Origin of the sequence: Nitrosococcus watsonii C-113, from assembly GCF_000143085.1 — a bacterium.
Classification (GTDB): Bacteria; Pseudomonadota; Gammaproteobacteria; order Nitrosococcales; family Nitrosococcaceae; genus Nitrosococcus; species Nitrosococcus watsonii.
In genome coordinates this window covers 2868476-2882229 of sequence record NC_014315.1, presented here as the reverse complement: position 1 = coordinate 2882229, position 13754 = coordinate 2868476, and the positions used below count along the sequence as shown (strand labels likewise).

15 protein-coding genes are annotated in these 13754 nt (G+C 50.3%); 11 read left to right on the top strand and 4 right to left on the bottom strand.

The genetic code is table 11. The features are described from left to right. Positions 1-49 precede the first annotated feature (49 nt). The 7 genes from NWAT_RS13230 (at position 50) to NWAT_RS13200 (ending at position 7167) form a co-directional block, all read left to right on the top strand. Positions 50-1414 (top strand): NAD-dependent succinate-semialdehyde dehydrogenase, encoded by a 1365-nt coding sequence (locus tag NWAT_RS13230; protein WP_013221553.1) that lies wholly within the window; start codon positions 50-52, stop codon positions 1412-1414. A 161-nt stretch (positions 1415-1575) separates the two neighbouring features. Continuing rightward, on the top strand, positions 1576-2616 hold the full coding sequence (locus tag NWAT_RS13225) for a response regulator (RefSeq protein WP_013221552.1): 1041 nt from the start codon (positions 1576-1578) through the stop codon (positions 2614-2616). A gap of 464 nt (positions 2617-3080) precedes the next feature. Beyond that, on the top strand, positions 3081-3932 hold the full coding sequence (prmC, locus tag NWAT_RS13220; RefSeq protein WP_013221551.1) for a peptide chain release factor N(5)-glutamine methyltransferase: 852 nt from the start codon (positions 3081-3083) through the stop codon (positions 3930-3932). 65 nt (positions 3933-3997) lie between these two features. Next, positions 3998-4996, top strand: coding sequence for a YbgA family protein (locus NWAT_RS13215; protein WP_013221550.1), 999 nt, complete (start codon positions 3998-4000; stop codon positions 4994-4996). Between the two features lie 334 nt (positions 4997-5330). Then, on the top strand, positions 5331-6017 hold the full coding sequence (locus NWAT_RS13210) for a hypothetical protein (protein ID WP_041350763.1): 687 nt from the start codon (positions 5331-5333) through the stop codon (positions 6015-6017). Positions 6018-6188: 171 nt separating this feature from the next. Next, positions 6189-6593: an excalibur calcium-binding domain-containing protein gene (locus tag NWAT_RS13205; RefSeq protein WP_013221548.1), complete on the top strand. Its 405-nt coding sequence runs from the start codon at positions 6189-6191 to the stop codon at positions 6591-6593. 292 nt (positions 6594-6885) lie between these two features. After that, the gene (locus tag NWAT_RS13200) at positions 6886-7167 is read left to right on the top strand and encodes a hypothetical protein (RefSeq protein ID WP_013221546.1); all 282 of its coding nucleotides are present in this window, start codon (positions 6886-6888) and stop codon (positions 7165-7167) included. Positions 7168-7304: 137 nt separating this feature from the next. Here the strand turns inward: NWAT_RS13200 and NWAT_RS13195 are convergent, their stop codons facing one another. Both NWAT_RS13195 and NWAT_RS13190 read right to left on the bottom strand, forming a co-directional pair. Next, positions 7305-7604: a type II toxin-antitoxin system RelE/ParE family toxin gene (locus NWAT_RS13195; RefSeq protein WP_013221545.1), complete on the bottom strand. Its 300-nt coding sequence runs from the start codon at positions 7602-7604 to the stop codon at positions 7305-7307. Next, positions 7585-7806: a TA system antitoxin ParD family protein gene (locus NWAT_RS13190; protein ID WP_013221544.1), complete on the bottom strand. Its 222-nt coding sequence runs from the start codon at positions 7804-7806 to the stop codon at positions 7585-7587. The genes NWAT_RS13195 and NWAT_RS13190 overlap by 20 nt, the downstream gene beginning before the upstream one ends. Positions 7807-7884: 78 nt before the next feature. Between NWAT_RS13190 and NWAT_RS17830 the strand changes: the two genes are divergently transcribed. The 3 genes from NWAT_RS17830 (at position 7885) to NWAT_RS16800 (ending at position 8772) form a co-directional block, all read left to right on the top strand. After that, positions 7885-8013 carry a hypothetical protein gene (locus NWAT_RS17830; protein WP_269724256.1) on the top strand — a complete coding sequence of 43 codons (129 nt, stop codon included), beginning with the start codon at positions 7885-7887 and terminating at the stop codon, positions 8011-8013. A 244-nt stretch (positions 8014-8257) separates the two neighbouring features. Then, positions 8258-8593 carry a helix-turn-helix domain-containing protein gene (locus tag NWAT_RS13180; protein WP_013221543.1) on the top strand — a complete coding sequence of 112 codons (336 nt, stop codon included), beginning with the start codon at positions 8258-8260 and terminating at the stop codon, positions 8591-8593. Beyond that, on the top strand, positions 8575-8772 hold the full coding sequence (locus NWAT_RS16800; RefSeq protein ID WP_157679926.1) for a hypothetical protein: 198 nt from the start codon (positions 8575-8577) through the stop codon (positions 8770-8772). Before NWAT_RS13180 ends, NWAT_RS16800 begins: the two co-directional genes overlap by 19 nt. 193 nt (positions 8773-8965) lie before the next feature. Here the strand turns inward: NWAT_RS16800 and NWAT_RS13175 are convergent, their stop codons facing one another. Next, positions 8966-9301: a helix-turn-helix transcriptional regulator gene (locus tag NWAT_RS13175; RefSeq protein ID WP_013221542.1), complete on the bottom strand. Its 336-nt coding sequence runs from the start codon at positions 9299-9301 to the stop codon at positions 8966-8968. A gap of 262 nt (positions 9302-9563) precedes the next feature. Further along, the gene (locus NWAT_RS13170) at positions 9564-11759 is read right to left on the bottom strand and encodes a hypothetical protein (RefSeq protein ID WP_013221541.1); all 2196 of its coding nucleotides are present in this window, start codon (positions 11757-11759) and stop codon (positions 9564-9566) included. 379 nt (positions 11760-12138) lie between these two features. Here NWAT_RS13170 and NWAT_RS13165 point away from each other — a divergent pair, with 379 nt between their 5' ends. Continuing rightward, the gene (locus tag NWAT_RS13165; protein WP_013221540.1) at positions 12139-13749 is read left to right on the top strand and encodes a M48 family metalloprotease; all 1611 of its coding nucleotides are present in this window, start codon (positions 12139-12141) and stop codon (positions 13747-13749) included. The last annotated feature ends 5 nt before the right edge of the window (positions 13750-13754 follow it).

Below are 13754 nucleotides of genomic sequence, written 5' to 3'. Positions count from 1 at the left end.
TCTATACTGATAAATTGGATTGTTTTTTTCGCCTTAAGGAGAACTCAGCATGGCTTTTGAATCCGTTAATCCCGCCACCGGCCAATCCCTCAAAACCTTTGATGCTTGGGATCAGGAGGCTATTGATAGCGCCCTTCAGCAGGCCCAAGAGGTAAGTCCTCATTGGGCTGCCCGCGATCTTTCGGAGCGTTGCCATTTATTACGGGCGGCGGCCCAGCAGTTGCGGGAGCAAAAAGAAGGCTTGGCCCGGCTGATTACCCTGGAGATGGGCAAGCTACTCGGCGAGGCCCGGGCGGAGATCGAAAAATGCGCCTGGGTCTGTGAGTATTATGCGGAGCATGCCCCCCGTTTTCTTGCCGATGAGGTGATCGAAAGCGATGCCCGCCGCAGCTATGTTGCGCTCCAGCCGTTGGGTACCGTGCTAGCGATTATGCCCTGGAATTTTCCTTTCTGGCAGGTCTTTCGTTTTTGTGCGCCTGCCCTCGTGGTGGGAAATACGGCAGTGCTGAAACATGCTTCCAATGTCCCCCAGTGCGGGCTTGCCATTGAGCAGGTCTTGCTTGAGGCGGGTTTTCCTCCAAAGGTATTTCGTACCTTACTGGCGAGTTCATCCCAGACGGCGAAGATAATGGCTGATCCGAGAGTCCAGGGCGTAACCCTCACAGGCAGTGAGGCGGCCGGGCGTAAGGTTGCTGAGTGCGCAGGCCGGCACTTAAAAAAAACAGTGCTAGAGCTGGGGGGCGCGGATCCTTTTATTGTGCTGGCAGACGCTGATCTAGAGCAGGCGGTTCCCGTGGCGGTGCAGTCCCGTTTTATCAATGGAGGGCAAAGCTGCATTGCCGCTAAACGCTTTATCGTTATGGAGGAGATAGCGGATGAGTTTATTGCCCGCTTTCAAGCTGATTTAGAAGCGCTGCGACCGGGTGATCCGCTGGATGAACAGACTACCTTGGCGCCATTGGCCCGATTGGATCTGCGTGCGGGGCTTCAGCAACAGGTGACGGCGAGCATTCAGCAGGGGGCGATGGCGGTTGTGGGGTGCCGGCCGCTACCAGGGCCAGGCGCTTATTATACCCCTTCTATCCTGGATCGAGTTCAGCCAGGCATGCCAGCCTTCGATGAGGAACTTTTTGGCCCCGTGGCCGCTATTATCCGCGTAGCGAACGAAACAGAAGCGGTGGCCATGGCCAATGCCTCCCGTTACGGCCTTGGAGGTAGCGTTTGGAGCCAAGATGCTTCCCGGGCTGAGCGCCTGGCTCTGCAACTGCAATGCGGAGCGGCTTTTGTCAACGGGCTGGTAAAAAGCGATCCTCGCTTGCCCTTTGGCGGGATCAAGTGTTCTGGTTATGGACGGGAACTGTCGTGGCATGGGATGCGGGAGTTTACTAATCAGAAGACTCTCTGGATCAAATGAGGGGAAGGGAAAATTATTTTTTCTATATAAAGTTTTTAGAACGGGCTCACGCTTTATGTCTCAAGTCTGTAGTCGCCGGTCCGATAGTAAGCCTTGAGAATTTAATTTAAAAATTACTATCACTGGTCTCTCTACTATGAGAAAAAGAAGGATGCAAGTTTATGGCCTCACATACCGCCTTAGTTGTTGATGATTCCAAGGTTGCCCGACTCGCCATGTCCAAATTACTCAAAAGCCGTGATTTTGATGTGGATGATGCCGCCTCTGGCGAGGAAGCTCTGGAATACTTGGAGAATCATCGGCCTGATATCGTTTTTATGGATGTTATGATGCCTGGCATGGGTGGGTTGGAAGCAACTCGCACTATTTTGTCGCGGGAAGCCACGCGTTCATTGCCTGTCGTCATGTGCACCGGGAAGGAAGGAGCGGCGGATCGAGGTGTTGCCTTGGAGGTCGGTGCAAGAGATGTGCTGGCAAAACCGACAGGGGAAGAAAACCTGGATCGAGTGCTTAAAGAAACGATAATCGAGGCTAAGTCAGCAACCGTAGGCGATATTAGGGAGGTGATCGCTACCTCTATCCACGAAGCGGAAGCTGATGCTGAGAGCAGCACCGTTACGCTGGCTACGGAAGAGATTGTGGAAAGGGCCGTCGCTGAAGCTTCCGCGGCTGCGCAAGCACTGGCGGAACGTATTGCGCGGGAAACAGCGGATCAGGTAAGCCGTCGACTCATTGAAGAACAAGTGACCGAATTGGCCGAACGAATTGCAAGGGAAACCGCCGAGACCGTTTCTCAAGGCATCGCTGATAGGATGCTAGAAGTCGCGCAGGAACGGGCCGAGAAAAAAGCCCAAGCGATGATTGAAACAGCTATTTTAAAGGCCAACCAGGAAATAGCAAGTAAGGCTGAAGAAACAGTCAAAACTATGCGTTCCGTTAGTGCCCAAACGGTAGCGGGCTTCTTGGAGGAGCAGGAGGCTCAGTTCCATAAGTCTTTGCTGGCAACTGTTGAACAAAGTGTAGCGACCGCTGCCGAAAAACAGGTGGGCATCCATTTCTCTCATTACCTGCAAGCACAGGGTCGGACTGTCATTCAAGGTATCATGGATGAGATTATACAGGAGGAAGATGCCGCATACGCCGCAGAGCAAGCCCAGAAAGCTCGATCAAGTTTTTGGAAATGGCCCTGGGGAAGAGACTAGGCCCGGGGACACTAAGATGGAAATGAGTAAGAGATAAGCACAGCAGATGTGATTGTTTGACGTCCGAATGGGTAAGAGAAGATCTGTTCGGGCGTTTTTTTATGCCGGGTAAAAAAAAGGCTCCAATGGGAGCCTTTTAATAGGTTTTGAACCTCTCTCTCTACATTATTTTTTTTATAAATGCTAAGTTCTATAAGAATTTAAGAATATTATAGTTATATGCGAATCCAAGCTTTTTGGAGCGAGGAAAACTAGCTGGAAGGGAGTGGGTTGCAAGAATATAAAGGTTCATCTCTTTTCCCGTCGATTGTGAGGGAAAAAAAGCGAAACCTCAGTTATCAGGATAAGGGTTACCATGACTGGATCGTCCATTAGCTGACTTACCTAGTAATATAATTAGTCATTTCATAAAATGCAACCCCTAAATTAGCTTATAGACCATTTTTTAATGGATAAGTTTGGTCGTGACGCTTGATTGTTCAATAGCCAAGGCAATTAAATTCGCTGAAGATCGCTTAATCTCTGGGGATGGCGGGCGTTTAGAGGCTGAGAGGCTGCTAGCTTACCTACTTAAGGTAGAACGAAGTTATCTTTATACTTGGTCTGATAAACGGCTGACGCCAACCCAGTGGGCCTGCTTCCAACAGCTATTGCAGCGCCGGGCCAGAGGCGAACCTTTGGCTTATATTCGTGGCTGGCAGGAATTTTGGTCTCTTAATTTGCAAGTCACAGAGGCAACGTTGATCCCGCGTCCGGAAACGGAGCAACTGGTGGAATTGGCCCTCCAGCGGCTGGATTTAGAGCGGGCATTTAACGTTGCTGATTTGGGAACGGGCAGTGGCGCTATAGCCCTTGCCATGGGGAGCGAGCGGCCTCGGACGCGGGTAATCGCAACCGACATCTCAGCGGCGGCTCTGGAAGTGGCCAGGAGCAATGGATATCGCCTCGGGCTGGACAATGTAACCTTCCGGTTAGGCGATTGGTTCGCTCCATTAGCGGGAGAACGCTTCCACCTCATTGCCAGCAACCCTCCCTATATTGCCGAAGGGGACCCCCATCTAACCCAGGATGGTTTAGCCTTTGAGCCTGATATCGCCTTGATCGCAAAGGATAAAGGTTTAGGAGCGATGCGCCATATTGCCAGGGCTGCCCGAGAGTATCTTGTTGATGGAGGGTGGTTGCTATTAGAACATGGCTATGATCAGGGACCGTCCCTGTTAGCTCTATTCACCCAGCTAGGCTACCAGCAGGTAACGGATTTTTGTGATTTGGCTGGTTTGCCCCGGGTGGTGATTGGGCAGTGGCGGGCTTGTTAAGCTTAAGGAAAATATCGCCCGCCTGGGCCGTTTCGATTTACTTTATCCTTTAACAAAGAAGACCCATGGACCCTATTTCTCCCAGGGGTGAAGTTCCGCCCTCCCTCTCTTCCCCTGCCATGCCTCGCCTGCGCCTCGCTATAAGCAGTTGCTTGTTGGGGGAGAGAGTTCGCTTTGATGGTGGCCATAAGCGCGATACCTATATCACCGAAGCTTTGAATGCCTACTTTGACTTTGTCCCCGTTTGCCCGGAGGTGGCGATTGGCATGGGAACGCCACGGGAACCCATTCGGATAGTCAAAACTGGCCAAGGGCTGCGGGCCAGGGGCGTTCGGCATCCGGAGTTGGATGTCACCGACCCCTTGCATCAGTTCGGGAAAGCCATGGCCGACGCACTGGGAGATATTGACGGCTATATATTAAAAAAAGACTCCCCCAGCTGCGGAATGGAACGGGTGCGCGTTCACGGCGCGGGTGGCGCGCCTTCCCGGACAGGAACCGGCTTGTATGCCCAAGCTTTCATGGCGCGGCGGCCGTGGTTGCCAATAGAAGAAGAGGGGCGCTTGAACGATCCAGTACTGCGGGAGAACTTTTTTGAGCGGGTTTTCGTGCACTACCGTTGGCGGCAAATAGGGGCGGCGGGGATAACGCCCGCCGCCCTGGTTGAATTCCACAGCCGGCATAAATTTATGGTCATGGCCCATAGTCAAGCGGCGTACCGGCGTTTGGGACGTTTAGTGGCGAAGGCTGGCAGCGAGTCCCTGGAAACATTAGTGTCGTCCTATGAGGCGGAATTGATGAGCGCCTTGCAACGGCGCGCCACCCGCAAGGGCCATACCAATGTATTGATGCATCTGCTAGGCTTTTTACGCACCCAGCTGGATAAAGCGGACCGGGCGGAACTGCTGGAGTCCATGGAAAACTACCGCTTGGGTTTAGTGCCTTTAATTGTGCCGATGACCTTGCTCAAGCATCACTTCCGCCGTCACCCCAACCCCTACGTCAATCAACAATATTATCTGAATCCCCACCCTCCCGAGTTGATGCTGAGAAATTTGATTTAACTTCCCGGTTTCCCTCAACCCAAGCCAGTTCTTCTTCTCTTAAAGATTGCTTCTACCCTGAAAAATCCGGATAGCTTCCGTGTTGTTATTTTTAACGGGTCGTCATGGGGCATGATGACCGACAAACCGCCGCGATAGGTTCCCTGCCCGACGGTTAAAGTTTGCTGGCAAGGAGACGAAGGATATCCTAGCGGATGATTTCCAATTCGATATGCAGGCAAATTTGCTTGAATCTTAAGCTGATATCGGGTTATCGAAGCAAACTGACCTGAATAGGCATTATCATGGCAAAAACGCCTGAATTAACCTGTAATTTCTGCTTATCAGGGCGTATTTGCCTGGGAATAAATTGTTAGGCAACAAGATTGTTGAAGGCTTGGAGATGGAAGGTTTACTTATAGCGCCAGCGAGCTTACTGTCAGACTGGCGAGTAATCTGTTTACAGTGGATTGCTGAATTAACTCGTTTCAGTGAAATAATGGACTATGAAGATGCTGTACATGAGCAACTGGAACGGACAAATTCAGGAATGCTTGGCATTGCTGCTGCGAAATGTGGATACGGCGTTCTGCTTGAAGCATATGTCAGTCGTGGTAAAAAAGGCGGTTACCTTGATATTTGTTTTTTTGATCCAAGTCGAGATAAATCGATTCTTGTGGAATGTAAGTGGATACAAGGAGATAGTCGATCACTTATTCGTTCTGCAAAATCAAGCCTGGATGAAGCATTGGAACAAGTTTCGGCTGTAGAGAATCCACCTATTGCCACGAAGAAAAGGTATCAGAACATTGAAAAAGTCGGGGTTATTTTTGCATGCCCCTTTTTTCAATCAAACTTAGATTTGGAAAACATCAAAGCTGGGCTGCTTGAAATACTTGGAGATTGCCAGAAAAACCCGTTTTATGATGCCATGGCATGGTGTTTTTCGGATCGCCTATCCACCACTGTACGTCGTTATCAAGGCGTTTACCCCGGCATAATTATGCTTTGTAAAGAATTTGAGAGTTCAACAGTTGCCTAACAATGCCTTGCACGCGGAGCGCTCCTTTCGGTCGCGCCCGGTGAAGGTCGGCGTTCGCGCCGCTACGCGTCGTGAACAAGTGAATCAAACCGACCGTCAAACCGCTACGCGGGCTGCCGCTCAACTTCAACCCGTTAGAATTTAGCCGGAAAAGGAGAATATGCGTTTGCGATGAATAAAATAATTGTAACTGCAATGATTATAATTGCCGGATGGTACGGTAGCTTTCTCTATAGGCAAGGTGAATTGACAGTTATAAGGGAATTTGCAAACGGATTCGGATCTAATGAGCAAGTAAAGTGCATTACGAAAGATGGCCGAGTTTTATATGGCGACATTCCACAAGGCACTGTATGTGAGAAAGTAGAGCCGATTGAGGGCTCATTGACAGTTCAAAAATTTTCTATTCTTAAAAGAGATGACCATAAAGCTTCCGGGTTTAGATGCGATGGACGGCAATACTGCAGTCAGATGAAGTCAAGAGCTGAGGCAGAATTTTTTGCTAGAAATTGTCCAAATACTAAAATGGATGGAGATCACGATGGCGTTCCATGTGAGAATGATTCCCGGTTTTAAGCTGGCTAATCCAACCATATGGTGTGCTTACCTTCTAACATTGGCACCAACAGAGAATGACTTTTCCGCTACCTTCCAAAGCCGTCCCGTTATGCTGGTCGTTCGCGCCGCTGTGCGGCGTGAATCGGGGAGTTGACTACCTCAAACGGTTGCCTGCGCCGCTCCGCGTCGCGAATAACCGTTCGACTGGCAGATCCCCCTGCATCATCAGACGCCGTGCATCTATGTATGCAGGAGAACCCGCCTGTCAGTTCCCCGATTAGAGGGCGGGAGATAAAATAAAGAAATCACTATGAATGTTTGGTTAATTTTAATTGGCGGTTCAACGTTGACTGGTTTTTTAACTGCCACTTTGCTGAAAAAGAATTGGGCGATTTATGTTGCGGGTGCTGTGCCGTGGTTTGCCTTATTGGCAGCGCTTCTTTACACAGAATACTTCACTGCATATGAAGGAGGTGGAGCATCAATGTGGCTTATTGCACAACTTTTTGGGGGCACAGTTGGCGCAGTTGTTGGTGTGGTTTCGTACAAGCTAACAACGTTCTTATTTAAAGGTAACACAAATGCCCTCTGATAATCGTATGCAGACGGACGCGGCAAAGCCGGGCCGATGATGCGAGGCGTTCGATTGGCAGAACCTCCTGCATCACCAGATGCCGTGCGCCTATGTATGCGGGAGAGCCCGCCTGTTAACTCCCCGATGACAACTTACTAGCGCTGCTTGATATCGCGATAAAAGTTTTCGTGCGAGCCTAGGGCCAGCAATTCGAGAACGAGGGCGCCATCATCAAAGCTGTATCCAAGCAAAATCAGTTGCTTGTTCATTTTAAATTTGTATACACGTAAGAATGAGAGATCTCCCTTTTTCTGTTCCCCAAGCGCGGGATTGGCCATCAAATCCTTGACGGCTGTGTCGAGATCTTTTTTCTGGTTGGCTTTAAGCTTTTTTACTGCTTTCTTAAACGTTGGGGACTGTAAGACACGGGTGGCTTTAGCCAAAATCGTAGGCATCTAGTTTCCCGGCTTCTCGTTCTGCTTTTGCAATAATAGCCTGCTTGACAAACTCATAGGGCAAATCGGGATTATCTTCCATCATTTCACCGATTTTTGCCCAATGCTCAATTTGTTTGGGAGGCGTGCGATTAAGCGCTTTGGCTATAATGGTCGCTCTTTCAATAAGATGCTGATCTAAACGTATGCTATTAGTAGCCATTTTGATGTCCTCCTAAGAATTTTCTTAATTGTAGCAAAACGCCACAAATGAGGTAAATTGTAACAAAACGTTTCAGGTATGAAAAATCAATTAATTACAGTCCGCAATAACGACTATAGATTCAATTTCGACCCGATTAACCGCCTAGAAGCAACTCATCGAGTCGTGAAGCGCTTTGGTGTCATTCCCTTGGCGGAATATTCCTAATATGGAATGATAGCTTCATGAGCTGGGAAGTCGAATACACGGATGAATTTGAAGAGTGGTGGTTAGGTCTCACAGAAGAGGAGCAGATTTCTGCTGTTGTGTGCCTTTGATCCAAGAAGAGCGACAATTTTGCTCTTGGGCGATGACAAAACTGGCGATGAGCAATGGTATAACAAGAATGTGCCCGTTGCGGATAGGCTCTATGACGAGCATTTAAATGAACTGAGGCGAGAGGATTTAATTGATGGCTAAGAAATTTTCAAAACTCCGGGCAAGCATGACCGCCGATGCTCAAGCTAAAGCACAAGCTAAGGCCCAAGCGATGCTGCAAGAAATGCCGCTGCAGGAGCTTCGTCTGGCGCGTGGACTTTCGCAGCAGACTCTTGCGGAAGTGTTGCAGGTTCAACAACCAGCTATCGCGAAAATGGAAAAGCGTACAGACATGTACCTGTCAACTTTGCGAAACCATATTCGAGCCATGGGAGGCGAGCTCGACATTATCGCGCGATTTCCTGATGGGGAGGTCCGCATTCAAAATTTCGCTGAGCCTGGCGAAAAACCATGGACACATTCGGCATAATTTTCATGCTTGTGGGTGTGGTGCTGGTGGCGGTCGCCACGGCTTGGTGTCTTTGGTTTCCCTCAACTCACTCCGTTTCTTCTTCCCTTAAGATTGCTTCTGCCCTGGATGAAAAATCTACAGGTAGATTTCGTATTGTTATTTTCAACGGCTTGTCATCGATCATGATGACCTATTGATAACCCTAGTAACTCTTCTGGCGCTACAGATGACCCTTTTGCGATTTAGGTTCATCAGAGAATTGGCATAACAATGGCGTGCACTCGGACAAAATTGCTCGCCACGCTCTCAATTTTGCCAGTGATGCTAGGCGTTTGACTGGCAAAGCCTCCTGCATCATCAGATGCCGTGCGCCTATGTATGCGGGAGAACTTACCCGTCAGTTTCCCGACTATATTTACTGGTCAGCACCTTAGCCAGTTCGTTTTTAGATGCACCTAGGGCTAGCAAGGACTTCATTAGCAGATCTATTGATACAGATGGATCACCCGACTCCATTTTTGCAACCCTAGATTGACTCGAAGAAATTTTTTTCGCCAAAGCTACTTGGCTTAACCTTTTCTTTATTCTTCTTTTCTTCAAGGTCCGACTGAGAGCCAATTTCATTTCTATATAATCAGACTCTTCTTGAGGATTGCCTAAAAACTCATTAACAGTTCCGACTTTCCAACCAGCTTTTTCAAGTTTCTTTTGTTTACTCAATTTCATTTTCATATTCCTTAATTCGACCTTTACAGATATCTATTATTTTCTTTGGTGTCTTATTTATTTTCTTTTCAAATCCTTCAAGGATTATCAACGCATCAGCAGCCCTTCCTCCCCAGGCTGAAATCGGGGAGTTCCGCGCCGCAAAAGGTGTGATTTATTCCAAAGAAAAATGGTTAGTTTCAATTCTTACAATTAAGAATATAACCTTGAATAACGCCATCCTTTTCACGGCCATCTTATTTTCCGCAGGGGGCATAATTGCTCATCGCCAACGACCCAATGATCTTCGCAGGTTGAGTGGGCGCGCTGCTTCCCGCCTCGCGCCACGCTGCCTCGCCTGGTGGGCGAGATTCAAGTTTAAACGATTGAAGTTTTGGGATTGAATTGTTGACTGTAGCCGTTGCCGCATCTCGGGTGTCGCTTGCTCTCTTATGGCCGGTAGCGCACGCTGCCGCGTTGCGGATGTTAGATGGTCGCGCTGCCATTGACCATTCTCCCTTTTTTCCCACGCGCCGTTGACACGCCTGGCCACATTGCCGTCGCGGCTGGCGAAGACATTATTTGCTCGGTTGACGGCCGGCCGCGCCTGTTTCCGATTGCCTAGGATCGTGGCTCGGTCGGCATTGCGGGTACGATTTTCCAGCCGATGATAGAGATTGGTCCGAGAATGGTGGAGATTGAAGTTGGCGTGGCGGTCGATACGATTTTTGATCGTTGCGCGGTTGCCAATGTTGATGTTGTTACCGATATTTATATTGCCGGTATTGATGAGCACGGGTCGACGATAGCCGCCGCCGTACCAGCCGCCGCAACAACCCCAGGGCCGGTAGAAGCCGCCGTAGCCACCGCCCCAGTGCATGCCGAAACTAAAGAAGCCGTTCGACCAGCTTAGGCCGAAGTTCCAGCCGGTCCAAGGGTTATAGCCAACGTTGAAGCCCCAGGTGAATGGCCGCGGGTAATACCAACGGCCGTAGTAGGGCGGGTAAAGCCAGCCCGTACCATACACTGGCACGCCGTAGTAGGGGAACGACCACAGATAGCCGGGTGTATAGCCCACATAGACGACTTCGGGCGTCGCCTCATAAATATGCACGTAGGTCGTATTATAGACGGGTGAGCTTGGCGGGATCTTTTGAATTTCCTCGGACGGAATTGAAACCGCAACCACCCATGGCCCATTAGCCGACGAGGCTGTGAACCAAACGCCGTTATCGACCGCATAGTAGCGATTATTAATCAGCAAAACCTGCGCCCCTGTGTTAACCGCATACGCTACGCCAGTGCCTGGAATCTTTTCGAACTTGGGAGAACCGTCGTACTTTACGGTAAGCTTGGCCTCTTCTCGTTTAATTGCCGCCGTTTGGGGAATCTGCGCATCCAGCACCGCCTCCTCGGCTTCCTCGGTACCCGCAACCGAGGTACGCAGACCCCCGATGTCGGACGCTGGTGGTATGTTTTTGAAACTGTCCGGTAATTCATCTGCGCGGACGAAGGTCCAGGGTCCATTTTGGACTTTTGAGCGATACCAGCGCCCCGATAGCAGCACGTACATATTGTTGGTTGAGAGTTCCCGTAGCCATGGCGTCTCGGTGTTTTGCACGTAAAGCAATTGGCCACCGGGCAAGGACTGCCAGTCGGGTTGACCCTGGGTGACAATGAGTTCAGTCGGTTGCGATGCCGTAACGATGGCCGGTGGTGAATTCGTTTGTGGCTCATCATCACTTTGTTTCGGCAGCATGCCCACCAGATCTGGAGGTGGCGAATTGGTTGGCGTCCATGGGCCCATTGGGTCCCGGGCCTGGTACCAGAAGGTACCGTTCGATAGATAATAATCTTGGCTATGTTGCTTACCTGCAACCAGGAAAGGCGTATTCAGGGCGCGCTCATAGTCGCTGCCTTCAATAGCCGAAAACCTAGGCTCACCATCGTAGAGAAGCAATACCGCCAGTTTCTGGCGAAATAAAATTTTGGGCGGCTCGTTGTTTAGATTTTCAAGGCTTTTTCTTTCGACATTAGCAGCCTTGAGGCTCGCGCTCAGCCGTTCCAGCGAGATTTTGAAACCATTTTCAGGCACCGCGGCTTCCACCACAGCCGTGAAGCGTTGTTCGCCCGCATCCTTAGATTCTGGCCAACGGACCTTCGTGACCTTGACATCGTGAATGATCGCGATTCCCGTATCCCGGTTGGTAGCAATCTTGGCATCGAACCAGAATGCGCCGAAGATGGGCTCATCGTGGCCCTTGAGTTTCAGGGACATAGCGGCCCTGCCTTTCAGCACATTGCCATTCAGGCTTTCCGGTTGCGGCTGATAAACGGTGATGATGCCCTCGCTCGTCGTGATTTCCTGGGGCCACTCGATAGCTTGCGCCCAAAGGTTCCACGCGCACAGACATGACGCTAATAATAGACGCGCCAGCGGTGAGGGAGCAGTAGCAGCGTGAAATGCTCGATATCTCATTTTGATAACCTTTTGTGGGGGGAGAGGGGTAGCATTGTATTATTTGCTCTGGCTTTTCTTGGCTTTCGTGATTTTATCCGTTCTCCAACGATTAGTTGAATCGATCAATCCCGGCGGTCTCCTAAATAGTGTCAGCACGAGATAGGAAATGTGAGAGGAACATATCACCCGTAAATTTTAGTGATTCTTTGCTAAAATTATTTCATAGTGTGCAATCCTCGCAGAGCCTATCTTTAATAAGAGGGCCTAATATTCATATATTCAGCTAAACTTGTAGCCTTTGTTCTGCGCGGTCTAAGGGGAAGGTGAGCAGGGTGGCGGGGATGTTGGGAACACAGTTCTATATCAAATTTTTCTGGACGAAGGATATGAAGAGCCCATGATAGCAAGGAATGGGGAGCGGGCGACTCATCGTGCCCGGCATCCGGCGATTTCTCTAGTAGGGCGAGTAGGTTTCGCTTGGTGGCTACTAGCTGCTGCACTGCTTAGTGCCTGCGCGGTTAATCCGGTAACAGGTGAGCGGGAGCTGTCGTTGGTCTCTGAAACCCAGGAAATTGAGATGGGGGAGAAGAATTATTTGACGATGCGGCAGATGCAAGGAGGGGATTATACGGCGGACCCTGCACTCACGGCCTATGTGAACCAGGTGGGCCAACGTCTGGCGGCCGTGAGCGATCGTTCGCTGCCCTATGAATTCTCGGTTATTAACGATTCCACTCCTAATGCTTGGGCCTTGCCGGGCGGTAAAATTGCCCTCAACCGGGGTTTGTTGACCGAGCTAAACAATGAAGCTGAACTAGCGGCGGTGCTAGGCCATGAGATCGTCCATGCCGCAGCCGGTCATAGCGCCCAAGGCATGGAGCGTGATTTATTATTGAAGGGGGCGGTGTTAGGTTCAGTGGTGGCAACGGGAGCGAGTAAATACACTCCTTTGGTGTTGGGTGGCGCGCAGGCGGCAGCGCAATTGGTCAATCGGAAATATAGCCGCGATGCGGAGCGGGAAGCGGATCTTTATGGCATGCGCTATATGTCCCGCGCCGGCTATGATCCTTGGGCGGCGGTGAGCTTGCAGGAAACTTTCGTTCGTCTCTCCGAGGGACAACAGGAAAATTGGCTTTCAGGGTTATTGGCGAGCCATCCTCCTTCCCTGGAGCGGGTGGAGGCCAATGAGATGACTGCCCGTACTTTGCCTGCCGGAGGTGAGTTAGGGGCGGAGCGCTACCAGGCCAAGCTTGCTCCTCTGAAACAGGTAGAAACAGCCTATGCTGCTTATGATCAAGGTCGCAAAGCACTTCAAGAGGGTAACCTGGAGCAGGCGCTGGGTTTGGCGGAGCGGGCCATTACTAAAGAGCCCCGCGAAGCTCTGTTCTATGGCTTGCGCGGCGATGTCCATCTGGCAAAAGAACGCTATCAGGAAGCTCTGGCCGATTATAATCGGGCCATTAAGCGCAATGATCATTTCTTTTATTTTTATAACCAGCGGGGTTTGGTGAACAAAGCATTAGGTCATTCAGAAAAGGCCCGTCAGGATCTGCGGCAGAGTATAGCCCTTTTACCTACGGAAGGCGCTAATAAAGCCTTAGGTGATTTAGCTCTGACTCAAGGAGATCGGCAAGGCGCCATGACCTACTATCAAAAGGTAGCCGACTCCCAAACCCCTTTGGGCCTTGAAGCAAGAAGCGCTTTAGTTTACCTGGATTTGCCTAATAATCCCCAAAAATATCTGGCGACTCAGGTTAAGTTAAATCGGCGTGGCTATCTTGTTGTCCGAGTGACTAATCAGACACCGCTCCCCGTCCGCGATATTGGCATTGAAGTGCGTTATCTGGATTCCCAGGGGCACGTCCAGTCCCATAAGCAAGCGTTTCAAGGGATTCTTGCCGCGGGCCAGACCGCGCGCCTCAATACGAATCTGGGGCCGCTTTCAGATCCACGTGCCCTGGAACAGATTCAGGCTAAAGTCATCCAAGCTCAACCTGCTGCTGATTAGCTCTA